Origin of the sequence: Maledivibacter sp., assembly GCA_025210375.1 — a bacterium.
In the GTDB taxonomy this organism is placed as follows: Bacteria; Bacillota; Clostridia; order Peptostreptococcales; family Caminicellaceae; genus JAOASB01.
Window position 1 is genome coordinate 163,945 of the sequence record JAOASB010000052.1, and the last position, 26,112, is coordinate 190,056.

Annotated in this window: 25 protein-coding genes and 1 riboswitch; of the genes, 20 read left to right on the forward strand and 5 right to left on the reverse strand. The window is 34.4% G+C overall.

Annotated elements, in window-relative coordinates; all coding sequences use genetic code 11:
* Positions 1–33: 33 nt before the first annotated feature.
* From spoIID to N4A68_18445, 12 genes are all read left to right on the forward strand, one after another.
* Positions 34–1,017, forward strand: a complete 984-nt coding sequence (gene spoIID, locus N4A68_18390) for a stage II sporulation protein D (protein MCT4566267.1) — start codon at positions 34–36, stop codon at positions 1,015–1,017.
* Between the two features lie 112 nt (positions 1,018–1,129).
* Complete coding sequence (locus N4A68_18395; protein MCT4566268.1) at positions 1,130–2,017, forward strand: M23 family metallopeptidase; 888 nt, start codon at positions 1,130–1,132, stop codon at positions 2,015–2,017.
* A 156-nt stretch (positions 2,018–2,173) separates the two neighbouring features.
* Positions 2,174–2,428, forward strand: a complete 255-nt coding sequence (gene spoIIID / locus N4A68_18400; protein MCT4566269.1) for a sporulation transcriptional regulator SpoIIID — start codon at positions 2,174–2,176, stop codon at positions 2,426–2,428.
* Between the two features lie 824 nt (positions 2,429–3,252).
* Positions 3,253–4,281 (forward strand): rod shape-determining protein, encoded by a 1,029-nt coding sequence (locus N4A68_18405; GenBank protein ID MCT4566270.1) that lies wholly within the window; start codon positions 3,253–3,255, stop codon positions 4,279–4,281.
* A gap of 248 nt (positions 4,282–4,529) precedes the next feature.
* Positions 4,530–5,603, forward strand: a complete 1,074-nt coding sequence (locus N4A68_18410) for a flagellar hook-basal body protein (GenBank protein MCT4566271.1) — start codon at positions 4,530–4,532, stop codon at positions 5,601–5,603.
* Between the two features lie 84 nt (positions 5,604–5,687).
* Positions 5,688–6,479 (forward strand): flagellar basal-body rod protein FlgG, encoded by a 792-nt coding sequence (flgG, locus tag N4A68_18415; protein MCT4566272.1) that lies wholly within the window; start codon positions 5,688–5,690, stop codon positions 6,477–6,479.
* Between the two features lie 43 nt (positions 6,480–6,522).
* Positions 6,523–6,885, forward strand: a complete 363-nt coding sequence (locus tag N4A68_18420) for a rod-binding protein (GenBank protein MCT4566273.1) — start codon at positions 6,523–6,525, stop codon at positions 6,883–6,885.
* 159 nt (positions 6,886–7,044) lie between these two features.
* Positions 7,045–7,476: a 3-hydroxyacyl-ACP dehydratase FabZ gene (gene fabZ, locus N4A68_18425; protein MCT4566274.1), complete on the forward strand. Its 432-nt coding sequence runs from the start codon at positions 7,045–7,047 to the stop codon at positions 7,474–7,476.
* Positions 7,477–7,771: 295 nt separating this feature from the next.
* Positions 7,772–8,992 carry a patatin-like phospholipase family protein gene (locus tag N4A68_18430; protein MCT4566275.1) on the forward strand — a complete coding sequence of 407 codons (1,221 nt, stop codon included), beginning with the start codon at positions 7,772–7,774 and terminating at the stop codon, positions 8,990–8,992.
* A gap of 192 nt (positions 8,993–9,184) precedes the next feature.
* Positions 9,185–10,909 carry a phospho-sugar mutase gene (locus N4A68_18435; GenBank protein ID MCT4566276.1) on the forward strand — a complete coding sequence of 575 codons (1,725 nt, stop codon included), beginning with the start codon at positions 9,185–9,187 and terminating at the stop codon, positions 10,907–10,909.
* A gap of 321 nt (positions 10,910–11,230) precedes the next feature.
* Positions 11,231–12,403 carry a hypothetical protein gene (locus N4A68_18440; protein ID MCT4566277.1) on the forward strand — a complete coding sequence of 391 codons (1,173 nt, stop codon included), beginning with the start codon at positions 11,231–11,233 and terminating at the stop codon, positions 12,401–12,403.
* A gap of 23 nt (positions 12,404–12,426) precedes the next feature.
* Positions 12,427–13,365, forward strand: coding sequence for an AEC family transporter (locus tag N4A68_18445; protein MCT4566278.1), 939 nt, complete (start codon positions 12,427–12,429; stop codon positions 13,363–13,365).
* Here the strand turns inward: N4A68_18445 and yyaC are convergent.
* Entirely contained in the window at positions 13,352–13,891 is a 540-nt protein-coding gene (yyaC, locus tag N4A68_18450; protein MCT4566279.1) for a spore protease YyaC, read from the reverse strand. The genes N4A68_18445 and yyaC overlap by 14 nt on opposite strands.
* A gap of 111 nt (positions 13,892–14,002) precedes the next feature.
* Positions 14,003–14,176: an aspartyl-phosphate phosphatase Spo0E family protein gene (locus tag N4A68_18455; protein ID MCT4566280.1), complete on the reverse strand. Its 174-nt coding sequence runs from the start codon at positions 14,174–14,176 to the stop codon at positions 14,003–14,005.
* Positions 14,177–14,553: 377 nt separating this feature from the next.
* Between N4A68_18455 and N4A68_18460 the strand changes: the two genes are divergently transcribed.
* Complete coding sequence (locus tag N4A68_18460) at positions 14,554–14,982, forward strand: hypothetical protein (protein ID MCT4566281.1); 429 nt, start codon at positions 14,554–14,556, stop codon at positions 14,980–14,982.
* A 44-nt stretch (positions 14,983–15,026) separates the two neighbouring features.
* Here the strand turns inward: N4A68_18460 and N4A68_18465 are convergent, their stop codons facing one another.
* Positions 15,027–17,855, reverse strand: a complete 2,829-nt coding sequence (locus N4A68_18465; protein MCT4566282.1) for a phosphodiester glycosidase family protein — start codon at positions 17,853–17,855, stop codon at positions 15,027–15,029.
* An 18-nt stretch (positions 17,856–17,873) separates the two neighbouring features.
* Positions 17,874–18,596 (reverse strand): tRNA 2-thiocytidine(32) synthetase TtcA, encoded by a 723-nt coding sequence (locus N4A68_18470; protein ID MCT4566283.1) that lies wholly within the window; start codon positions 18,594–18,596, stop codon positions 17,874–17,876.
* Positions 18,597–18,888: 292 nt separating this feature from the next.
* Between N4A68_18470 and N4A68_18475 the strand changes: the two genes are divergently transcribed.
* Together N4A68_18475 and metK are read left to right on the forward strand one after the other, a co-directional pair.
* The gene (locus N4A68_18475) at positions 18,889–19,356 is read left to right on the forward strand and encodes a small multi-drug export protein (protein MCT4566284.1); all 468 of its coding nucleotides are present in this window, start codon (positions 18,889–18,891) and stop codon (positions 19,354–19,356) included.
* A 63-nt stretch (positions 19,357–19,419) separates the two neighbouring features.
* Positions 19,420–19,523: riboswitch (SAM riboswitch) on the forward strand.
* A gap of 115 nt (positions 19,524–19,638) precedes the next feature.
* On the forward strand, positions 19,639–20,826 hold the full coding sequence (gene metK / locus N4A68_18480) for a methionine adenosyltransferase (protein ID MCT4566285.1): 1,188 nt from the start codon (positions 19,639–19,641) through the stop codon (positions 20,824–20,826).
* 97 nt (positions 20,827–20,923) lie between these two features.
* On the opposite strand, the gene N4A68_18485 is transcribed toward metK, so the two are convergent.
* Positions 20,924–21,142: a DUF378 domain-containing protein gene (locus N4A68_18485; protein MCT4566286.1), complete on the reverse strand. Its 219-nt coding sequence runs from the start codon at positions 21,140–21,142 to the stop codon at positions 20,924–20,926.
* Positions 21,143–21,387: 245 nt separating this feature from the next.
* Here N4A68_18485 and N4A68_18490 point away from each other — a divergent pair, with 245 nt between their 5' ends.
* From N4A68_18490 to N4A68_18510, 5 genes are all read left to right on the forward strand, one after another.
* The gene (locus N4A68_18490) at positions 21,388–23,613 is read left to right on the forward strand and encodes an ATP-dependent RecD-like DNA helicase (protein ID MCT4566287.1); all 2,226 of its coding nucleotides are present in this window, start codon (positions 21,388–21,390) and stop codon (positions 23,611–23,613) included.
* Between the two features lie 19 nt (positions 23,614–23,632).
* Entirely contained in the window at positions 23,633–24,385 is a 753-nt protein-coding gene (locus N4A68_18495; protein MCT4566288.1) for a ComF family protein, read from the forward strand.
* Positions 24,386–24,543: 158 nt separating this feature from the next.
* Positions 24,544–24,963, forward strand: coding sequence for a MerR family transcriptional regulator (locus N4A68_18500; protein ID MCT4566289.1), 420 nt, complete (start codon positions 24,544–24,546; stop codon positions 24,961–24,963).
* 320 nt (positions 24,964–25,283) lie between these two features.
* Positions 25,284–25,574 carry a flagellar biosynthesis anti-sigma factor FlgM gene (gene flgM / locus N4A68_18505; GenBank protein MCT4566290.1) on the forward strand — a complete coding sequence of 97 codons (291 nt, stop codon included), beginning with the start codon at positions 25,284–25,286 and terminating at the stop codon, positions 25,572–25,574.
* Positions 25,575–25,605: 31 nt separating this feature from the next.
* Positions 25,606–26,103 carry a flagellar protein FlgN gene (locus N4A68_18510; GenBank protein ID MCT4566291.1) on the forward strand — a complete coding sequence of 166 codons (498 nt, stop codon included), beginning with the start codon at positions 25,606–25,608 and terminating at the stop codon, positions 26,101–26,103.
* Positions 26,104–26,112: the final 9 nt, after the last annotated feature.

Below are 26,112 nucleotides of genomic sequence, written 5' to 3' on the forward strand. Positions count from 1 at the left end.
TAAGGAGTTTTATATGGACAAGGGGGAGAAGACATGAAGGGGATTCTATCTATAGTAATCGGGATAATACTAGTGACTATTTTATTGCCAATGGTTCTTATATATAGCTGTGATATAGCCCTACCTAATACGGAAAAGGAGAAACAAGAACATAGTACGGAAGAATTGATGATAAAGGTTTATCTAAACGAATCACAGAGAATTGTAGAAATAGAATTAGAAGAATATGTGAAGGGTGTGGTTGCAGGGGAAATGCCCGCCGCATTTGAAATGGATGCTTTAAAATCCCAGGCAGTGGCGGCAAGAACCAAGGCTCTACATCAAAAAATAAAATATGGAGATAGGGGAAATCCTGCACATCCCGGTGCAGAGGTATGTAATGGAGTACACTGTCAAGTATATAGAAGTAAGGAACAGCTAAGTAAAACAAAGGAAGAAAATTGGATGACAAATTATTGGCCTAAAATAGAAAGGGCTGTAGAGGAAACCAAGGGTTTGGTAATAACCTATGAGGGCAAGTTGATTGATCCCTTATATCATTCTACCAGTGGGGGAAGAACGGAAAATTCAGAGGATGTGTTTTCATCAATGGCACCTTATCTAAGGAGTGTAGAAAGTCCCTATGAAGAAGCATCCAAGCATTTAGAGGATGAAGTAGTATTATCTACAAATGAATTTATTACTAAAATAAACAATTCATATAAAAAATGTAATTTGAACAAGAACAATATTGTAGATTCTATGAAGATATTGGCAAGAAGTGAAGGTGGAAGAGTAACTAAAATGAAGGTGGGAGATGGGATATTAACGGGAAGAAATATTAGGGAGCTTTTAGGTCTTAAATCTGCTGATTTTAAAATAACAATATCAGGGAAAAAAATGGTATTCAAGACTAAGGGATATGGTCATGGAGTTGGTATGAGTCAATACGGCGCAAACGGCATGGCTAAAAAAGGATATAGTTTTGAGGATATATTGAAGCATTACTATAAAGGGGTAGGGATAGAAAAATATTAGTAATATTCAAAAAATAAATAAGCAAGGTGATGAGTTTATTTTTTCTACGTGCCTTAAAACCATGTATCGTCCACCGACATTTTGGTAATAATACAAAAGGGAGGTGGACTTTATGAGTTTTAGAAAAAAAATGAAAAAAGAAAAAAATGAGAATAATGAGGGTAGAGAAAAAGGGTTTGCAAGATTACTGGACAAAGAAGGCTTTTATATTATTATGTTCTTATGTGTTTGTATTGTTGGAACTGTAGCGGTTTGGGTGGCAAAATCCAATGTGGATAGAATAGCGGAGGACAATACGCCTAGAAATGAAGAGATGAATATAACGGATTCAGAAATAGTAAATATGGCAGAGAATGAAATAGAAAAACAAACCAATGACATTATTATTATAGACCAAGAAAATGAAAGTGATGAATTTACCATAGCACAGGATGAAGGAACTACAGAAAGCATAAATGAAGAAAATCCTGAATCAAGTGAAGACATGGAGAATAACCATGGGAAAATTCTTGTTGAAAATCAGAAACCAAAACTAAAAGTGACAACCGTAGAAAATAATCAAGCTGCAGAGGTCTCCAGTGAAAAAGCCATCACTATGATATGGCCTGTAAAAGGTGAGTTGGGAATGGGATATGCAGTTGAGACATTGACATATTCCAAGACCTTAGAGCATTATACTACCCACCACGGAATAGATATACTTGCGGAAGAGAACACACCAATAAAAGCTGTATTAGGTGGAGAAGTTGTAGAGGTATTAACCGATTCTAGATTAGGGATTACCATATCCATTGATCATGGGGAGGGTTTAATAACAAGATATAGTAATCTATGTACCGATCTTATGGTTAATATCGGGGATAGTGTAACTCAAGGACAAACAGTAAGTGGAGTAGGAACTTCATCAATATTTGAATCCGCTGAAGGACCCCATCTTCATTTTGAAGTATTGCTTAATGGTAAAAGTGTTGATCCTATGAAATATTTGGCTGAAGAATAAAAGAATAGGAACTATGTCATATATATTATGCAACTTAGCCAAGTCAAAGTTATTCAATTCAATCAACTAAATAAATCGACTTATAAGTTTATTGTTCTATATAGTTATTTCACTGCATATTATGTAACAAACCAAATTTTTAAAGGGGGTACATCAGTGAAGGACTATATAGAGGAAAGGGCTGTTGAAATAGCTGAGCATATAATCAGCAAACAAACTACAGTTAGACAAACAGCTAAAGTCTTTGGAGTAAGTAAAAGTACAGTACACAAGGATGTCACCGAACGACTCCCCAAGATAAACCCTCTTTTGGCTAAAAAAGTAAAAACAATACTTGAAAAAAATAAAGCTGAAAGACATATCAGAGGTGGCAAAGCAACTAAAATGAAATACACTGGTATTGCAAAATAGCATAAAGCAACAATAAGATAAGAGCAGGGTTATGGCCCTGTTTTATTATGTGAGCAAATTGCATAATTACCTTCTACAAAAACTATCTACCATATGTATTATGCAATTCTGCCAAGTAAGAGTTATGCAATTTCCTCATGTATAAATTGAAGTTTCAACTAGAATATCTATAGTCATTTTATTCATGCTTTTCCTACCTTTCATTCTTGCTCAATCAATTATATACAGTGATTAAAGAAGGGATTGAGTGCCTAGAAAATAACCCAAATTACTTCGTCACTTGACTCCTTTGTTTTTTTATATGCCTTATTATAATTTACCATTGTAAACGAACCTATATTATGTTATAAATAGGTATAGAATACAAAAACTAACTTGATAAACATAATGCTAAATTAATTGAAGGATATTTTAAAAAATATAGAGGAATTTACATGAATATATAGAATCATATTTTTATGGACATAATTTAACATTTTTCAAGGAATTTTTAATTACATTATACGACGTAATTATTTTTTAGTTTAGACAAATTGTTAATTGAGGAAATTGCATAATCACCTTCTATGAAAACTACCTACTATATATAATTTAAGGATTCCCCAAACTATACCATCAAATATGCTTATATCTTAAGCAATTAAATTAAGGATGATATTCGCATATTAGGCTTAGCCAAGACAGAGTTATACAATTTCCTCAATTAATATACAATACAAATGAATAAATCTATTGGACAAGCTTTTAATAGTCTATGGACTGGCATGCAGTAATATTAGAAAGCAAGTATACAATAGTGATATATAGACGAAAGGTGTGGAGAAATGTTTGGAACAGAGATAGGTATAGATTTAGGAACTGCCAGCGTATTAGTTTATATCAAAGGCAAAGGAATAGTTCTTCAAGAGCCGTCGGTGGTAGCCATAGATAGAAATACCGATGAAATTCTTGCCGTGGGTTCAGAGGCCAGACAGATGCTTGGAAGAACTCCTGGAAATATAGTAGCTATAAGACCTCTTAGGGACGGAGTTATTTCAGATTATGAGGTTACTGAAAGGATGCTTAGATATTTTATAAATAAGACCTGTGGAAGGAAATTTTTTATTAAGCCTAAAATTATAGTTTGTGTTCCGAGCGGAGTTACAGAAGTTGAAAAAAGAGCGGTTATAGATGCTACCACTGAAGCTGGGGGAGGAAAAACCTATCTTATTGAAGAACCCATTGCAGCTGCTGTAGGAGCGGGCCTCGATATAACTAAGCCTGATGGTAATATGGTCTTAGACATAGGAGGAGGAACATCTGACATAGCCGTAATATCACTGGGTGGTATAGTTGTTAGTGAGTCAATAAAAGTAGCCGGGGATAAGTTTGATGAAGCTATTATTAAATATATGAGAAAGACTAAAAACATTCTTATAGGTGAGAGAACTGCTGAGGATTTAAAGATAAATATCGGTACTGCTTATCCAAAAACCAAACCAATAAAAATGGATTGTAGAGGTAGGGATTTGATAACAGGACTTCCTAGAACAATTACTGTCACTACTGAAGATATGCTTGAAGCTCTTCATGAGCCGGTGAATTCAATAGCAGATGCAGTTCATTCTGTTCTTGAAAGAACGCCTCCTGAGCTATCATCGGATATTAGTACAAGGGGTATAGTAATGACCGGTGGAGGAGCATTATTAAACGGACTCAATAAGTTGATTGAGCATAGAACAGGTATTCCAACATATATAGCAGAAGATCCAGTATCCTGTGTGGCAACTGGAACGGGAATGTCATTAAATCACCTAGATGTTTTAGAAAAAAGTATGATGACAAATAGAAGAAATAAAAGGCCGAGAAGATAAATATCAAAAGCTACTAATCCTTTGAATTAGTGGCTTTTTCATTTAAGCCGTATTTATATCCTAGGCATTTGTATAATTATAGCTTAATAATCCAATAAAAAATCTAGTGAAAGTTAAAGAAATAAGTAGAATTTGCCGATAAATCATTAGGAATGTTATACCTTAGTTGTTAAGCTGTTAACCTAAGGATTTGCTATATAGATAAGATATTTAGATTTGTACATTTTTACGAGGAGGTAGTTTTCAATATGTTTCGTGGACTATACATGGCATCATCATCCCTTATTACTAATAATAGAAAAATAGATGTGGTAAGTAATAATATGGCCAATGTTAATACGACAGGATTTAAAAAGGATCTAGTTCTTATAGAATCCTTTGAAGATGCACTAATTAGTAAGATGGATGGGACTATAAACCCTAACAATTTAAGAAAACTACATAAAGTAGATGTTCAAGATAAAAATGGTAGTTTTGAAGTGAGTTCAAATACAGGATATATGAGGGTCAAAACACCTACGGGAATAAGTTTTCATAACAAAGCAAGATTTACTGTGGGAGACGATGGTTTTTTGAGAACCTTTTATAAGGATAGAGAAGGCAAAATAGAGAGTGGATATGGATACGAGATACTGGGGAATAAGGGCTTGATCTATGTTGGGGATGGTCAGCTGAATATAGATGAAGGTGGAAGGGTATTTGTTGACGGAGAATTGGTTGATAGTTTAATAACCTTTGCACATCCATCTGTAATAGGAACCATGAACTCAGGAGTTAAGCTTGAAAGAATAGAAACAAATTTTGAACAAGGACAGCTGATTAGGACGGATAATCCACTGGATTTTGCCATAAAGGGAAACGGCTTTTTTGTGGTTGAAACTGAAGAGGGTACTAGATATACTAGGGATGGTTCCTTTAAACTTAATGAATATAAGGAATTGATTACCTCCGAGGGGCATAAGGTCCAAGGATCATATGGTGATATCGTCTTAGATGGAGAAAATATGGCATTGACACCAAATGGAGAGCTTATGGTGGATGGAGAAATAGTAGACAAACTACAGCTTGTTAATGTAAAAAATATTAGGGATTTGAGGAAAACCGAGACGGGGCTTTATAAAGTAGAGGATGGAATACAGGTAGAAGAAGAAGGCTTTAATGGCCAGGTTTTACAAGGTCAGCTTGAAAAATCAAATGTGGATCCAATAAAAGAAATGATAGAAATGATGACTTTGTACAGGGGATATGAATCTAGTCAAAAGATGATAAAAGCCTACGATGAGACTATAGGAAAAGCGGTAAATGAAATAGGTAAAGTTTAGAGTGGGTATGGGAATTTAATAACACTTTCTGAAGAAATTAAATTATATTAATTTGGATAATAAATGATATGGGAGGAATAGGAAATGCGTGCACTTTGGACTGCGGCATCGGGTATGAAAGCTCAACAATTAAACATTGATACTATCTCAAATAACCTTTCAAATGTAAATACAACAGGGTATAAGAAGCAGAGGATAGAGTTTAAAGATCTTATGTATGAGAAGCTAAGAAGAACTGATTATAACGAAGGGCAAGGGAAACCTGTTAATTTGGAGGTAGGACATGGTGTAATGCCCGCTGCTACAGTACGTTCATTTACACAGGGAAGCTTTGAGCAAACAAATAATGATCTTGATTTTGCTGTGAATGGGCAGGGGTTTTTTGTTGTAAGGGATACTAATGACAACCTATTTTATACTAAGGATGGCAGTTTTAAGCTTAGTATAGAAGATGGAGAAGCAAGAATATCTACTTCAGATGGATATTATGTTCAATCAGATATAGGGGATGTGGAGCTTGGTAGAGATATATCAGATATATTTGTCAGTCAAGATGGAGTAGTAAGTGTAAAAAGAACGGATTCTGAAGAAATAGAAGAGGTGGCAAATCTTTTACTGGTCAAATTCTCTAATCCAGCGGGACTTGAGAGCGTAGGTAAAAACCTATTAAAGCAAACAACTGCTTCTGGAGAATCTGTGGAATCCTTCCAAGGCGATGCCGGTGAAGTACTGCAAGGTTTTTTAGAAACATCAAACGTACAGGTTGTAGAAGAAATGATAAAACTGATTACAGCCCAAAGAGCCTATGAAGTTAATTCAAAATCTATTCAAACATCCGATGATATGCTACAAATGGCAAATAATCTTAGAAGATAAAGCATTTTACAGCTTATAGCTGATAAATAAGGAGGTCGCCCTTATGAAAATATCAAACGACGTAATGACTGGTAATATCAATCAAATAAAAACTAAGAGTGCTAAGAGCAATACCGAGGACTTTAAAAAAATCTTAGAAGAGGCTAAAAATTCTAATGATAAGGAAAAGCTAGAAGCTACCTGCAAACAGTTTGAGTCCATATATATTAACATCCTTATGCAAAATATGCGTAAAACGATAGGGGATAGTGGACTAATTGAAAAAAGCCACGCTAGAAAAATGTTTGAAGGAATGCTTGATGAAGAAATCTCAAAGGAAGTATCTAAGGGTCAAGGAATGGGGCTAGCTCAAATAATGTATCAACAGCTATCACAAAAAAATGGCATTGACGAAGATGATAAATAGAATCTTGTGTAATATAATGTATAGAGTTAATACCAAAATAAGGTAGTTAACTCTATTTTTATTGATATAATGCCATGGGTAGGTTAAAATAAATTATATGCATAGATTAAAGTCTCTACTTAAATTCCTATAGTTCAAATAAAACAAGGAGTGATTATAATGCTAAATAATATACAGATTCAAGAAATCATACCCCATAGATATCCATTCCTCTTGGTAGATAAAATTGTAGAAATGGAACCGGGAAAAAAGGCTGTAGGGATCAAGAATGTAACTGCAAATGAACCCTTTTTCCAAGGCCATTTTCCAGGAAATCCAATAATGCCCGGTGTGCTTCAAGTAGAGGCCATGGCTCAGGTGGGGGCAGTAGCAGTACTTTCAATGGAAGAATATAAGGGTAAGCTTGCTTTGTTTACTGGTATGGATAATGTTAAATTTAGAGAACAGGTTGTGCCTGGGGATACACTGAGAATGGAAGTGGAAATGGTAAGTATTAGAAGAGGCATAGGAAAAGGTGAAGCTGTGGCCTATGTAGGAGACAAAGTGGCATGTAAAGCCACAATCAAGTTTGCATTAGTGGATCAAGAATAAGTACTACATGTTTTCTAGAAAAATCTGATTAAAAGCTTAGGTATATTTAAAAATAAACTAGTCATCTTGCTCGTCCTTTTGATTTTTTTCGTTGCCAATTGGCTGCTTACATATAGTGAGTATGTCCTTGATTGAGTGCCCAAAAAATAATCAAAATCACTTCGTGACCTGACCTGTTTATTTTTTTTATAGAAAGTAATTATGCAATTTGTTTAATCAACAACTGCTAGTAATGAATAGAATGGATAATAAGGAACTATTTAATCCATGGTCAGTAGTAAAGGGAGGTGAATTCATGTACGGTCTAGTATTGGAAGGTGGAGGGGCAAAGGGTGCATTTCAGATAGGAGCTTGGAAGGCGTTAAAGGAGCTAGGAGTAGATATACAAGGAATATCAGGGACATCGGTAGGGGCCTTAAATGGAGCTATAATTGCCCAGGATGAATTTGAAAGATGCTATGACATATGGTACAATATGTCGCCTTCCAAGGTGATAAATATAGATGACAAGCTTTTAGAAAGACTTCTTAAGTTTGATATAACCCCCGATAGTATTAATTATATTATGGGACAGTTAAAGACTTTGTTGAATGAAAGAGGCTTGGATATAACCCCCTTAAGAAATCTACTAAAGGGATTTATTAATGAGGATGTTATCAGAAGCTCCAAAAAAGATTTTGGAATGGTCACAGTTTCCTTAACGGACTTAAGACCACTTGAGCTATATATAGAAGATATTCCAAAGGGGAAGCTTATAGAATATCTCATTGCCAGTGCATATCTTCCCGTATTCAAAATGGAAAAAATAGGTGGTAAGTTGTATCTGGATGGTGGATTTTATGACAATTTACCCATAAGGATGCTCCTTGGCAAGGGATATAGGGATTTGATAGCCATTAGACTCCATGCCATTGGTAGAACCAGAAGAGTTAGGAAAACTGGTTTAAATATTACCTATATAAATCCTTCAGATGATCTGGGTATGACCTTAGATTTTACAACGGAAAGGGCACGAAGAAATCTAGAACTTGGATATTTTGACACCTTAAAGACGTTTAATAAGTTAAAGGGAAGCAAATACTATATTCAGCCTAAAGCCGATGAGGATTACTTTGTACAATATTTCTTAAACCTTTCAGAAGAAAAGGTATTATTGATAGGAAAAATTTTGGGTATAGAATATATGCCCTATAGAAGAATGCTCTTTGAATATATAATTCCAAAGCTTGGGGAACTTTTGGGTATAGGCAGGGAAGAGGGCTATGAAGATATTATCTTAGCGATGTATGAAAGGGTAGCGGAAAAACGCAGAATCGAGAAATTTAAATTATATAGTTTTGAAAGCTTTGAAGATGAAGTTTTAAGTAAGTTTCAGCCTTCAAGGGGCAGTGTATCGAAGATGATCCCCAATCTTCTAAAACAAAGTGATTTATTGATGAAAACCGTTAAGGGCGATATATTGGATGAGATTAGCGATGTACTATTTAGGAATTTAGCTGCAAAGGAAAGCTTGTAGTACTATAAACCTACAAATTGCACAAATTTTGTCGTTAAATTTATGAGAATATACAAAAATTTAGAATCTAAGGGATATTTCATATATTTTTAATCATAATTATTAAAATTTATTATATCATATACATGTAGGCTTATTTTACAAAAAGCTTTATCGGATAAAATTATGAAGGAAGCTTAAGGGGGAACAGATATGGACTACATGGAGAAATATAGGGAGTGGCTTGATAATCCATATTTTGATGGTGAAACAAAAAAAGAGCTGCTTAGTATAAAGAATGATAAAAAAGAGATAGAAGAAAGATTCTATAGGGAATTGGAATTTGGTACGGGTGGACTTAGAGGCATCATTGGGGCAGGTACAAATAGGATCAATAGGTATATTGTGAGAAAGGTTACTCAAGGACTGGCTAATTATATATTGCAACAAGTAGATAATGCGAAGGAAAAGGGAGTAGTTATTGCATTTGACTGCAGACATAAATCTCCTGAATTTGCGAAGGAAGCTGCCCTTGTATTAGCGGGGAATGGAATAAAGGCATATGTTTTTGAGTCCCTAAGGACTACTCCGGAGCTTTCCTTTTCCGTTAGGGAACTGGGAGCAGCGGGGGGAATAGTTATTACTGCAAGTCATAATCCAGCAAATTATAATGGATACAAGGTATATGGAGAAGATGGGGGGCAGCTTGTTCCCCGATATGCAAATAAAGTCATAGAAGAAATTGGAAAGATCCAAGACTTTAGTAGGGTAAGTTATATAGATGAAGAAGAGGCCCTAGAAAGGGGCCTACTTCATATCATCGGAGAAGAAATAGATAAAAAATACATAGATATGGTTAAAGACCTATCCCTAAGAAAAGATATCATAGAAAAAATGAAGGATTACAAAGTAGTATATACCCCTTTGCATGGTACCGGAGCAATGGCTGTAAAAAGAGTATTTACTGAAATAGGTTTTGAAAAATTTTATCCTGTAAAAGAGCAGGAGGTACCAGACAGCAACTTTTCAACAGTTGAATCTCCCAATCCTGAGGAACATAAGGCCTTTGATATGGCCATCAATCTGGCGGAAAAAGTTGGGGGAGAGATTATCATAGGTACTGATCCAGATTGCGATAGGGTTGGAGCAGTGGTTAAAAATAGTGAAGGGAAGTACCAAGTATTAACTGGAAATCAAACGGGAGCATTGCTCATTGATTATATATTATCCTCCATGAAGAATATTCCAAGTAATGGTGTCATAATAAAGACCATAGTTACTTCTGAGCTTGGCAGTAAAATAGCTAAAAGCTATGGAGTTGGCACCATTAATACCCTTACGGGCTTCAAATTTATTGGTGAGAAGATCAAGGAATTTGAAGGTAGGGAAGATAAGATATTTTTATTTGGATATGAAGAAAGCTATGGATACCTTAAAGGAACTGAAGTACGGGATAAGGATGCAGTGGTTTCATCCCTATTGATAGCTGAGATGGCCGCATACTATAAGTCAAAGGGTATGACATTATTGGATGCACTAGAGGAATTATTTAAGAAATTTGGGTATCATAGAGAGGCTTTAAAATCCATTGTTCTTAAGGGGAAGGATGGAGCTCAAAAGATTGGCAGAATAATGGATAGCTTTAGAAGTAATTCGCCCCTGGAAATAGCAGGAATTAGGACTGAGGTAGTAAGAGATTATTTAAAGGGAAAAGCTAAGTTTATATTCGAGGATAGAGAAGAGGTTCTTGATTTACCAGAATCAAATGTTTTACATCTCACCTTGGAGGATGGATCATGGATTGCCATCAGGCCTTCAGGCACTGAACCTAAAGTAAAGATATATGTCTCAGTTGTAGGAGCTAGAAAGGAAGAGGCTGAGGAAAAGCTGAATACCATTGGAGATTACATACTAAAGTTGATAGACGGAATAGAGTAGAAGAAAGGGTATAGGATTTAGAAAATATGACGTGGGGGCTGTCCTATCTGACACACATGCTTTTTAGTGGGTCTGGGGGACTGTCCCCACATTATATTTTCAAAGCTTATAACTTGAAATGTTCTAGGTAGGGTATTTGATTTATATTTATGGAAAACTTCCTAAAAAATGAAATATTTGTCCATGTATAAGTTAAGTTATATTATGAGAATCCTACATAGGGATTCCAGTCAAAACTTTAACCTAAACTATATATATATTCCCTAAAATATATGTTAGAATATAATGAAGTAGAGAATGAAAAAAATGAGGAGTAATTTAATGAAAAAGGAAAAATTTAAGGTTATAAAGGGAGGCGGGGGAAAAACCGTCAAGCCTAAATATAAATTTAAAAAGAGCTTTGTTACAAATACTAGACTTATGGGTGTAGTAGGAATGAAAATTTATTGGGAAATGGAAGATGGAAAAGAATATATTCAATTTTTTCATCTGGACTTCGAGGAATATGGTATTGATGGGTTTGAGAGTCTTGTGGATGGAACCAAGGAAGATATAGACTTCATTACATCAAAGATGATGGGTGGTCTTGGTGGAAAATTTGTGAGAATTACTAAAAAAGAAAGTATGTATATATTAAATGAGAGTTTTAAAGTAAATATTAGAAATGGTGAGTCTTTGTGTCAAGATGTAGAAGAGTATGAATTTTTATTGAAGCCTACAACCATAGATAAAGCTGGGGAGTTAAAACTATGGTATAAGATATGCGAGATCATTGAAACCGATTATCAGCTAGTAAACTATTTTATCATGAGGGCAGTTGGATTTGATAAAAAGGGACAGAATCTTTTATGCATAGATGGTAAGGTAAGTGGGTTTGATCCAACTGACAAATCATTTACATTAATTAAGAATACAATAAGACCTTCCCATACTAAGAATGGAATCAACTACTATAATGTAGAATCCTTAATAGATTTAGACAAGGGATATCAGTTAATAATATCCACTATTGGGGTACAACCAACTCAATATGGGCTTAGGGTTGCCTATGGATCCATAGAGAATATGATGAAAATATCTTCTATAGAAGCAGCTTTTCAACTTAAAAAGTCCGAGTATATATTAGTATACTCCACGGAGGAACTTATAAAGCTTGTAGAGATTTTGGATAAGGAGAAGCCCAATGCCATGCAAAATATTCACCAAACCGGTTTTCTATATACCGAATTTAATCCAAACAATGATCATGTGAAAAGGCCAGTATACTATCTAAATGGAGATATATTTGCTGTGTATTTTATAACCACTGAAAATCAATTGGCTGTGAGTACTTTTTCAAAGGAGAATTTATTGGAGCTGAGAAAATACTTTGGCGGCGCGTCTTTTCAGGATTTACTTGAATTAGAAGGTGAGTTTAAGACTGATACTCCACTTTTATATGAATTTGTCCATAGTGGTTATGAAGATTTTTTTGACTTTTTAAATAATGAATAGACCTCTTACAAAGGAGATGAAAAATGGCTGTACTTGAGCAAGTAATTATATTATTTTTGTTGATTATAATAGGATATATAATAAAAAAGTTAAAGATAATATCTAATGATATGAATAGGGATGTAAGTAATTTAGTGATGAATGTAGCTTTACCTGCTTTTATTATTACGGCCATGAATTTTTCCTTCTCCCCCGATGTTTTGGTTAAAAGTGGTAAATTGATTATTGTTTCAATATCCATATATACATTTGTTATAGGGATTTCTTTTTTTATAACTAAAATCATGGGAGTCAAAGGGGAAACTAGGGATATATTTCAATATTCTATAGTTTTTTCTAATGTTGGCTATATGGGATATCCTGTGATTAAAGCTTTAATGGGAGATATAGGAGTATTTTATGGGGCACTTTACAATCTGCCCTTTAATATTCTAGTTTGGACATTTGGAGTATATCTTTTAACTAGAAATGATATGAAGACCCATAAAGAAAAGCTAAATAATAAAAACAGTATAAGTATCAAAAAATTTATAAATCCAGGAATAGTTGCGATTATAACGGGATTTATCCTATTCTTGTTTTCGATAGAATTGCCCTATTCAATATATAGAACCTTGGAGCTTTTGGGTAGTTTGACAACCCCCTTAGCTATGATATTTATTGGTTCCATATTGGCTGATGTAAAGACATCAGAAATATTTACTGATAAAAGAGTTTTTATATTATGTGTCATTAGATTAGCTATATTACCTGTTTTGGTAATGTTTATACTGAGAACAATAGGATTTAGTGACTATTTGGTAGCCATACCTGTAATAATGACTGCCATGCCTATAGCTGCTAATGCAGCAATAATGGCATCAAGGTTTAATAATGATTACCACCTAGCATCAAAGACAGTATTCTTATCAACTCTATTTTCAGTACTTACTATACCCTTGATAGTGATTATGTTGAAATAGCTCCTATTAAACTTTTTGCTATAACTTCTGCCATTTCTATTACTAAGCTTAGTCTGATATTATGAATTGGAAAGAAATCATCGGTGGTAAATTTATCAACTATGCCAACTATGGAAATATTTCCAACGGAGGGAAGGTTTTTACCTACTCCCTTTCCGGGTAAAATGGGACTGTGCCTTATTTGTATATTGCCTATATATTTTTGATCACCGAGGCAAGCATCCACGGCGATTATATTCGGATTTTTATGTATATCCCTGATTTTTTTTACTTTTTCCTTGAGATTGATTGCATGTATTGGATTTTTCAATGTTCCATAAACGGGATATTTGAAATTCGCCCTTATAAGCAGTGTGCCAACTAGTGGGCCTAGGGCATCGCCGATACATCTATCGGTACCAATACATATTATTATTGTATTGGGTTTGAATTTCTTGGATAAATTTTCTGATAGGAGACTGACCCCATATTTGTCTTGAAAGTGAATTTTAATTTCATGTATTGAATCTTTTTTTTTCATGACCAAAAGAAAAAACACCCCCTCATATGATATATATGAAGGGGTTATATTTTTAATTAATATTTTTTATATAGGAACCCTAATGTTTAATGAAAATTATTAACCAACAAAGGGGATTTAGTCCTCTTTGTTGGTTGTTCGTCTGTAATATTCAACGATTAATTTATTGAGTTCATTACTTTGATCAACAAGCTCATCCATAGACATATCATGTAAATTATTATCTAATGTAGATGATAATTCTTTTCTAAGTTTTTCAATTTTAATACTTAAGCTATTTATATTATTCATAATAAAACCTCTTTTCATAGGTATCTAATAATTTCTAAAAAATCATATCAACTAAATTATATGACAATATATCATGTATTTCAATAACATTAGGGATAAGTTCATTGTTTTTTTACCCAGATTGATCATGGAATGCTTAAAAAAGTGGAAATAGTTCTGATTTATAGGGCATATGAAAAAAATAAATAAGTTAGGTTACGAAGTAATTTTAATTATTTTCTAGAAATTTAGTAACGGGTATAATCAATGTACTTAAGTGATTGAGGAACGACGAAAAGAATTGAAGGGAATAGGAAGAAGCATTTTTGTTAAGAATATCAAATATGTATGAATTATGTGGAATTATATATTTGATCGACATATCTGGAGGTGGGATTATGAAAAGAAAAATATATCTTATATCAATGATCGTATTGACTTTTATTACGACATCGACAATAATGTGTTTTCATCCATATGTTAGTGGTAGGCTTTCGGAGGGAAAAAATAATCAGTTGGTTAGCCTCATAAGTCAAATGAAGGAAGGTGATTTAAATGTAACCGACGGGGATATTCATATAATAAACGATGAAGTATTAGGGATTTTTGTTAAGTTTTATAGTGACAAAGGGATTGAAGACCTAGAAATACACCAAAAGGAAGAAATAAGATACATACTGGAGAGTATGGGAGACTATAATACAAGTAAACTTAAGAATTTTCTTAATCATGATCCTTCCCGCAAGGAAGGGGAAATCTATAGGATTTTAAGTGAAAATTTATTCGATGAGCAGCTTATGTTTCTCGATGAAATGTTGGGTGATTAGGGTTATAGCTTTAGAGCCATAACCCTAATCCCTTTGTTTATTTCCTATCTATCTTTTTTAAACATATTTTTTATCTCATAGGTCACGTATCCGTCATTTACAGTGAATACCATGTATTTTAGGTCTTTCTCGGGGTCAATCTCATCATAGGTAGGGAAGGATTTCAACTTGACTAATCCTATACCCTTTATGGTTTCAATTTCAAAATCTTTATTGTTGCCACCGGATAATATCCATATATCCATATTTTTTTCTTTTCTTAGCTTTCCAAGGGTATCGAAGAATAATTTCTCCTCAAGTTTATCTATAAAGCTCAATGGCTTTGGTAAAACAACGAAGAGACTGTCGGATTCTAGATTCTTAACTTTATCTAGGAACCAAATCCATTGATTGTAATCCGTAGCCCTAAGACCCCTTTCACTATTGTCCAGCCTAATGAATGAGCTGTTTTTGAATTGAGTATGGGAATATCCAGAGGCTCCCACTAAATAATTATCCAGCAGCTGATCCTCTAGTTTGCCGTCAATGTGGTTTGTAAAAAGGTTCAAATCCATAGTTTCAGTAATGTCTGCAAGCTCATTTACAAACCATGTATCTAGCATCGTATCTATATCTCCGATGCTTCCGTGGGCCAAGAATCTAAAGGAATCTTCGTTTTTAAGCTCACTAGAGATATTCCTTTTATCTATGTAGACGGTTGTGTCCTTTGGAATTTCTTTATCAAAACTAGGCTTGTAAAATGCTGTTATGTCATCTACATAAATATATCCAGAGTCCATGAAAAGGGGCTCTGTTTCAACTAAGTATATTCTTTCGAGTTTTATTGGGGCTATTGCTCTATCGGGTATGATGGCTTCAACAAATTTCCATCCCTCCCAGTCAACGTTTCTTTCAAAGGTCATATTATAGGAATTTTCAGAGGCATCGGTTATTTTCCCTCTGAGCCAATGACCGTTTCCCTTATTTCCATATACCCATAGACCTAGTTTTTCGGGCTTTTCCTTGAGTTGGAGACCATCGTCATTAAAAACAATATATGCAGCCTTAGAAGCATTGACATCAGTGAAATCATAGCTTAACTTACCGGAGCTTTGACCATTTTTAGGGCTAGGTGAAAGCTCAAAGTTGCCTACAACTTCCTTGGGATATGGTAAAAAGCCTGCATTTAGTCTTTCAAAATCATCAAAAATAACCTTAAGGTAGTTTGTTGACACTTGAATATAGGCATCAATATTGTTTAAGGAGGCCTTTATTATATCGTTGCTTACTTCCTTGGAAGATATAAAAGTATTGTTTTCTATGTCACCGATTTTGTTTGGAATAGACCAAATTAAATCATCTGAGTTTATCTTCGCCTTAAAGCCTTCGTCATTTACGGCTTCTATATATAAAGGGACTTCCCTTTCTGCCTCTGCAAATATCTTTGAGGGAGAAATATGAAGCTTGTTAGGGTGTTCTAGAACCTGAATATCTATGGAAGCAGTTTTATTTTTAAAGGACACCTCAATAGTTCCTTCGCCGGTAGTAGTAGGAATGAACTTATCTTCCATAAAATCACCCTCTATACCATTTACCCTCCATCTAACATCGTCTAAATCCACATGGGTAGGGTTGTAATTTCCATCGTAGGCCTTTACCCTAAATTTCCTTGATGTTCCTAAAAATATGTTTGTATCGTCACATTCTATCTTTATATCCTTTAGTTGCGATTTAGGACTGTTATTAAGTACTGCAAGTCCGTTCATAATTTTTCTTTCGAAGCCCCCCGATGGATTATTGACTATTGTAACAGTTTCATCACCCAAAGGCTTTACGACCATTTCAGTAGATCCTCCACCATCAAGGTTGATTCCATCGTAGGCACCGAGTTCTATTAGGATCTCAGCAAGTTCCCTTTGAGTGGTCCCCGTATAGGAAGAAGTTCTACCATCAATTGTCACCATAATAATTTCATCCTTATCCTTACTTATACCGAGTCCAGTTCTTGGATGATTGCCAGAGATTTTAAGGGAGAAATCATCGGGGATAATTCCGTCTTTAAGTATTATAGAGCCTCCCCCCATGGCTAAGGAAAGCTCCTCAAAGTTTGGCTTCCCTGTCATATTAAGCAAAACCCTATCATTTTGAGAAAAATTATTCAAAATATGGGCTTTAACTTCACCCGTGGCAGCGATTATAAAACCGTTATCGGGAATCTCTATGGCCTCTAAATTATCACGTATTTCTTGAACCCTATTATCTACTATGACCATTTCCACTATATCATCGTGCATTTCATTACCAAAGGAAAGCTCCCCCCAGTTGCTATCTAGAAGAATACCTCCAGTATTTATGTAGGGCTTATTTTTATAGGCTATATTGAGTACAGAGCTATTTTCACCATTTATCAGTCTAATGCTACCTTCCTGCCAATAGTCTATAAAGGGCTTGTTTTCATCATCAATGTTGAAGGTTGCAAAGTCAGGGTGACTTTTTGATGATGTTATAAGCTCGCCATCTTTAACTACAGGGCCTATAGTTGCAAAGGCCCGAGTATCATAGAAATCACCATTTATGGCTCCCACGATCTTATGGGCATTTTCACTTTCGGAAGCAAGATTAGTTAATGGGTCCCTATTGGAGATACCATTTTTACTTGTAAGTACTTCCAAAGAAGTATAATTATCATCGGTATCTATTCTAAGAACATTTATATTTAGCCATCCCTTATGGGTAAATCTCAATATTTTCTCGTGAACTACTCCTCCGGATAGATTTTCAGAGGACTCTTCTCCATAGATATCAATAAACTCAGCAGAAGAGAATGTAATGAAAGTATTAAAGGCCAACAGGGCAGTCAATAGTCCTGCGGTAAATCTTTTCTTATTCAGCATATTTATCCTCCAATCCTATTATTTTTTATTCATTCCCCATATATTTAGCTGCTCAGTATTCATCAAGGCATTCAAAAGGGCCTTTTTGGAATGAGGTATATCCTTATAAAATCTTAATAGGGATTGCTTCATATATTCCCTTTTTGTGTTTCCATCGGCAGGGCAAGAACTTTTGACCACAGGAAGATTCTGTCTTTTAACTGCACCTGCTATCTCCCGTTCTTCAGCATAGATCATAGGTCTAATCATAGTTAAATCCTTTCTACTAAGATAGGTTACGGGGTCAAAGGTATTGATCCTTCCCTCATAGAACATACTTAAAAATAGGGTTTCAATACCGTCATCCCTGTGATGACCTAGAGCCAGCTTTGTTACTGAGTTTTCCTTACAAAGATCGTGAAGAGCAGCTCTTTTGAATCTAGCACATAATGAACATGGATTTTTTTCATTTCTTTCTTCAAAAACTATTTTGGCAATTTGAGTTGGTTTAATTATATATTCCACACCTATTTCATCACATAAGCTTTGTATAGGGGATAAATCAAAGTTATCAAAACCAAGGGTTAAGGATAGGGCTTTAAGTTCATATTTAATCGGCGAAAAGTTTTGAAAGAGTCTTAGACCATATAAAAGTGCCACACTGTCCTTTCCCCCTGAAACTCCAACGCCTACTATATCTCCATCCTGTATCATATCAAAATCTTCTACGGCTTTTCTAATGTATCCAATAATTTTTTTCAAGCTATATCCCTCCTCTCCTAATTATACTTTATTGGCAATACTATTGTAATTAAAAAAGTATTACAAAAAGTGACCATTAGACCCAGTGTATATGCAAATAATTGCATAAAGAAATCAATTGACAAATTTTGGATGAAAATATATACTTTAATTGCATCGCCAGTCATAGAATATAGCAATATAATGTTGAAAGTATAAATTTTAGGGAATAAAACGATACTGTAAAGTATATTATCTAAGTAGTATTCTGTATTTCATCAATATAAATATATTAACTAGTGGGTGAGTAATAATGGGCTTAGTTGATTTCTTATCAAGGGAGCTTAGAGTTTTTTTACTTTCAACTTTACCGATAATAGAGTTAAGGGGGGCTATTCCCTATGGTATCGCAGTGGGGATGAACCCCATCCATGCAGCTTTTTTATGTATAGTAGGCAGTATGGTACCTGTCCCATTTCTACTGTTCCTTTTAAAGCCTTTTTTTACAAAGCTAAGAAGGATTTATATGATAAGAGAATTTGAAATATGGCTAATAGATAGGACGGAGCGAAGGGCAGGAAATATAAAGAAATACAGCATACTTGGACTGGTATTATTTGTAGCTATTCCACTGCCTTCGACGGGAGTTTGGACGGGAGCCATAGCAGCAGCGATATTTAATTTAAGGAGTGATCATGCATTTTTTGCAATACTTTTAGGTAATATTATAGCTGCAATTTTATTAACTATATTAAGCCGGCTTGCAATATTAAATTTATAAAATATATTGACTGCAACATATTTATATGTTAATATTTTTATGTTGAATTTAATAATTAGCTTCACCTTATCATGAGTGACGGAGGGATAGGCCCTATGAAGTCCAGCAACCGGTACAGGGTATACGGTGCTAAGTCCTACAGAGTATTTTATTCTGGAAGATGAGGAATTAAGATTATAACCTCTTCTTTTAGAAGGGGTTTTTTATATGTTTATTTCATGTAAAAAAATAGATTAAGGGCATAATAATCAATAGAATTGTACAATAAAGGAGGAAATAGAATTGAAAAGACTTTTTACTTCGGAATCTGTTACGGAGGGGCATCCAGATAAGATATGTGATCAAGTTTCAGATGCTATTTTAGACGCAATATTTGATAAGGACCCCCATGCTCGTGTTGCTTGTGAGACTTCTGTTACTACGGGGTTAGTATTAGTTGCGGGGGAAATCTCCACTAAGTGCTATGTGGATATACCTAAGGTGGTTAGAAAAACTATTGAAGAAATAGGATATACTAGAGCAAAATATGGATTTGATTGTGCTACATGTGCGGTACTTACTTCTATAGATGAGCAGTCTCCAGATATAGCCATGGGAGTGGATGAAGCATTAGAAAGTAAAGAAGGAGATATGGGAGATGAAATAGAAGCCATAGGTGCAGGTGACCAAGGGATAATGTTTGGATTTGCTTGTAATGAAACCGAGGAGCTAATGCCATTACCAATTTCTTTAGCCCATAAGCTTGCTAAAAGGCTCTCAGAGACAAGAAAAAATGGAACACTATCCTATCTTAGACCCGATGGCAAAACCCAGGTTACAGTAGAATATGAGGATGATAAACCCGTAAGAATTGATACCATAGTTATATCCACTCAGCATGGCCCGGAAATTAGCCGTGAACAAATAGAAAAGGATATGATTGAACATGTAATAAACAAAATAGTGCCCCAGAATCTGTTAGATGAAAAAACCAGATACTTAATAAATCCTACTGGTAGATTTGTTATAGGTGGACCACAAGGGGATGCAGGTTTAACGGGAAGAAAAATCATAGTTGATACATATGGTGGATATTCAAGACATGGTGGTGGAGCTTTTTCAGGAAAAGACCCAACAAAGGTAGATAGATCAGCTGCATATGCTGCAAGATATGTGGCTAAAAACATAGTTGCCGCAGGGCTTGCCGATAAATGTGAGTTAGAGCTTGCTTATGCTATTGGAGTGGCTGAGCCAGTTTCTATATTAGTTGAAACCTTTGGAACGGGAAAAGTATCTGAGGGAAAATTAGTAGAGCTTGTTAAAAAGCATTTTGATCTAAGACCGGCGGCCATAATAAGAGATTTAGACTTAAGAAGACCTATCTTTAGACAAACAGCTGCATATGGGCACTTTGGAAGAACTGATATAGAGCTACCTTGGGAAAAAACAGATAGAGCTGAAATTCTTAGAAAAGAAGGACTAGGAGAATAAGAATACAAATAAAGACGACACTGATCGTCTTTATCTTTTCAGACTTATAAGAATGACCTCAAAACTTGCAACTAAAAAAGCAGCATCTGCTGCTTTTTTAGTCCCTAACTTCTCTATTTCTAAAGAGAAAGCTTACTGCATAGGCACCTGCTATACCTACTAAAGCATAAACTACTCTGCTGATTCCAGATGCTTGACCAGCAGATATAGCTCCTGAACCACCTAATAATGCTGCTACTAAGTCATAACCAAAAAGTCCAACTAATAACCAGTTAAGAGCGCCTATTATAACTAATACAAGAGCTATTCTATCCATAAAATCACCCTTTCTTTTTCTTGTTTCAAGTATTATTATTCCAATTTCAAATATAAAAAAACATATATAAATATGGTTGTATATGAATAAAATGGTAATTATTTTTGTTGTAGAACCTTTGATCTATTGATGTAGCTATTGGTTATATGGGTTTTGATTTATGTTATAATTAAATAGAATGATTAGCGTCATATCTTCTAAGTGAGGGAGATAAGAAAAAGGTAGAAGGAAAAAGGTGTTAGGGTATGTCTAAGGAAATTAAAGGTGTTGTGAGGGAAATTATATTTCAAAATGAAGATAATGGCTATGTAGTGGCTGAGATAAATACTGGACAAGAGGATGCAGTTGTAGTAGGCTACATACCTATCATAAATGTAGGTGAAACTATGTCCTTTGAGGGAAATATAATTGTTCATCCTATATATGGGGAGCAATTACAGGTGGTAAGCAGTAAACAGATTGCACCATCAAGTATTGAAGGTATCACAAAATATTTGTCATCGGGACTTTTAAAGGGTATAGGGCCTAAGATGGCAGAAAGGATTGTAGAGAAGTTTGGTAAGGATTCCCTTGACATTATTCAGTACAATCCTGATCGCTTAACGGAGGTCAGTGGTATAGGTCCCAAAAAAGCTAAGGATATTGCTGAGGCCTATGAAGAACAAAGAGAGATAAAGGAAGTAATGATCTTTTTGAGTCAGTTTGGTGTGTCCACTGCCTATGCGGTTAAAATATTTAGAAAATATGGTGATAAAACCGTTGAGTATTTAAGTGAAAATCCCTATAGACTAGCTGATGACATAGTAGGTATTGGATTTAAGATGGCGGATACCATTGCAAAAAAAATGGGAATAGATCCTAAGTCTCCATATAGGATAATGTGTGGTATAAAATATTCCTTGACTCAATACAATTTAGAGGGTCATACCTATGCCATTAAGGAGGAGCTTATTCAAAGGACTTCTAAGATGTTAGGTGTGGATAGTTCTATGGTTGAGGATGGAATTATTAATTTAACAATAAATGGTGATTTGCATCAGGAGAAGATTAATGATAATACAGCTGTTTTTCCTATGTCCTTTTTCTATGCAGAAACAGGAGTGTGTAAGAACCTTATAGGGTTATCTGGTACAAGCTTTAATGACTCCAACTTAGACATAAAAGAAGAAATAGAGAAAATCGAAAACGACGAAGAAATTTGTCTTGCTGAAAAACAAAAAAAGGCTATTGAAGAAGCCTTCAGAAATGGTGTTACAGTCATAACTGGAGGGCCGGGAACTGGGAAAACGACGATTGTTAATAGTATAATAAAATTATTTGAAGGGCAAAGCCTTAAGATAGGTCTAGCGGCTCCTACGGGAAGGGCTGCGAAGAGACTTACTGAAACCACTGGTAGAGAGGCAAAGACCATTCACAGACTTTTGGAATATTCCTTTTCCGATGATGGTAGCGGAATGGCTTTTATGAAGAATGGAGAAGACCCTCTGAGCTTTGATGTAATAATTATTGATGAGGTGTCAATGGTGGATATTCTTTTAATGTATCATCTACTCAAGTCAATTATGCCAGGTACTAGACTTATATTAGTTGGCGATGTGGATCAGCTGCCATCGGTAGGGCCGGGAAACGTATTACACGATATAATAGGAAGCGGACTTGTAAAGGTTGTTAGATTAACTGAGATATTTAGACAGGCTAGGGAAAGTATGATAGTCGTTAATGCCCATAGAATAAATCAAGGATTAAAGCCCCAGGTTAATATAAAGGATAAAGACTTTTTCTTTTTGCCAAAGAGAAATCAAGATGACATACTCCACACCATAAAGGAGCTTTGCATTAGAAGACTTCCAAAGTTTAATAATTATGATCCCAGTAAGGATATTCAAGTGTTAACCCCCATGAAAAATAGCAAGGTTGGAACAATAAATATGAACAAGGAACTGCAAAGTATACTTAACCCCGAAGCTAAGGAGAAGAAGGAAAAAACCATTGGAGATAAGGTTTTTAGAGTTGGTGATAAGATAATGCAGATAAAAAATAACTACAATATAAAATGGAAGAGTGAGAATGGTCTTAGAAAAGGGGAAGGGGTATTTAATGGAGATATAGGATATATTACAGCCATAGATGAAGAAGCAAAGCTTCTATCGGCTTGCTTTGATGATGAAAAATATGTGGACTATGATTTTTCAGGCCTTGACGAGATAGAGCTTGCTTATTCCATTACAATACATAAGAGTCAGGGAAGTGAATTCCCAGTAGTTGTTATGCCTCTTTGTTGGGGGCCACCAATGCTTTTGAATAAAAACCTATTGTATACAGGAGTAACCCGTGCTAAGGAGTTAGTAGTTTTAGTGGGTATGGAGAAGTATTTATATATGATGATAAGGAATGAAAGAAATTCAAATAGAAATTCGGGACTTGGATTTAGGCTTAAGAGGATTAAAGATGAAGAATTATTAAGTTTTTAGTATACATTAAGGAGTTGTTATGAATTATATAAAGCTATTATATGAATATATTGATACCCTTTTAAACTTCATATATCCTAGAAATATCTACTGTATATCATGCAATAGTCCAATAAATAGGGATGAGGAGTATTCGATTTGCAGTGGATGCAGAGAAAAATTAAAGCTCATATATGGAAAAACATGTTCAAAATGTGGAAAGCCCTTAGATGATTTATATATTCTAGATATATGTCATGATTGTATGACTAGCTCCCATTTTTTTAATAGAGCAATTTCGTGTTTGGAGTATGATGAATTAGCTAAGAAAATTATTTATGATTTGAAGTATCATAAAAAAAGATATATTTCATATCATATAGCTGAAATCATGTATGATAGACTTAAAATAGAGGATATGGATGGCTTTGATATGATTATACCTGTACCACTTCATGGCCTTAAAGAAAGGGAGCGGGGCTTTAATCAAACATATCTAATAGGCAAGTACCTAAGTAGGATGACTGAAAAAGAAGTGAACAGAAAAATTCTTGTAAGGACAAAAAACACAATAACTCAGAATAAATTATCAAGAGAAGAAAGACGAAGTAATTTAGAAAGAGCCTTTCAAGTAATAAACAAAGAAAATATAGACAAGAAGGGCATATTACTTGTAGATGATATTTTTACTACTGGTTCAACGGTGAATGAATGTAGTCGTGTATTGCTTGAAAATGGAGCTAAGACCGTATATGTAGCTACCTTTGCCACCGGTAGAAATGACTATTTATAGGTAAGGTGTATAGGGTTTGGGGTCAATCTTAATTTATACACCGGGAGAATCCATAGAATCATGGCATATTTCACCATGTATAAGTTAAGTTATACTATGAAAACCCTATATTTATGTTATAATATTTTAATAATGAAGTATAGAGGGGGCATTTAGAATTGAATATAAGGAACTGTAAAGAGTGTGGTAGGCTATTTCAATACGACGGAATAAGTAAGCTGTGCTATAGATGTAGAAAAAAAGACGATGAAGATTTTAGAATAGTTAAGGATTTTTTATATGAAAATCCAAAGGAAACCATAACAGTTGTATCCGAAGAAACTGATGTTTCAGAGGAAAAGATTTTACGTTATCTTAGGGAAGGTAAGCTTGAAATAGTTGGAGAAAATCCTGGTATATTATTGGACTGTGAAAGCTGTGGAAAGGCCATAAGAACAGGGCGATATTGTGAGAAATGCGCTCAAAATATGGAAAGAGGATTAAAATCTGGCTTTGAAAGAAAAGAGAAACTGAACACAAACCAAAGCTCCTCTGGTAATAAAATGCATATAACTGAATTTACGAAGAAAAGAAGATAAATATGATGACTATAGCCCTATACTTTGATACAATACAATTAGTAATATCAAAAGTATAGGGCTTTTTTAGATTGAATCAAGTTGAAGCTGCCGTCACTAATTTAGGTGAGAATGTTAAATTTATAAAACATAAAGAGTTTCAAAATGAGGAAAGTATTTTTAAATTAAAAGAAAGCTTAAAGATTGGGAAATAATCATATTTCAAATTCTTTATAGCCAAGGTAGATTCAAAAAATATCAAATGAATAAAAAAATATTAATAAACACCCCATCTCTGCCGATAATATAAATAGTAATATCGGTAGAGATGGGGTGTTTTTATGAAAATATTTAATAATACAAATGTACAAAAGGTATTGGGGTCCTATAAGAGTAATATGACAAAGGCTGAGAAAACAAATAAAACCTACGAAAAAAAAGATAAAATTGAAATTTCATCTAAAGCTAGGGATTTTCAGGTGGCAATGAATGCATTTAAAGAGCTGCCAGATGTTAGGGAAGAAAACATATCAAATATAAAAAGTGCCATAGCTTCTGGAAACTATAATCCATCGGCTGAAGAAACTATTGATAAGATGTTTGAAAGAGTAAGTTTTGATCAAAAAGTTTAAAAATTGAGCTGACAAATCGGAGGTTGAATAGATGAGTAAATCCGTAGAGCAGTTAATACTAGCCCTTGATAAGGAATATGAAATATATAAAGAGGTGCTAGAAGTAGCAAAACAGAAGAAACAAATAATAGTAGAAGGTAAAATGAAAGAATTAGATGATATTACAAGTAAAGAACAAGCCATAATACTTAGCATAGGAAAGCTTGAAAGTATCAGAGAAGCTATATTAAAAAATATAGTTAATGAGTTAGATATTGATGAAGCTCAAAATATATCTCAGCTTTCCAAATATTTAGATGATAAATCAAAAAAGAAAATATTAGCTATAAGGGATAAATTTAAGGATATATTAATTGGTGTTAGGAATCAAAATGATTTAAATAACAAGCTTATACAGCAATCCCTTGAATACATAGAGTTTAATAAAAATCTATTAACAAGTTTAGAAAATCAGGGCAGTACTTATAGTTCAAATGCAGATGAAAAAGATATCAAGATAAAGAATAATTTATTTGATGCAAAAATATAGAGGTGGGAT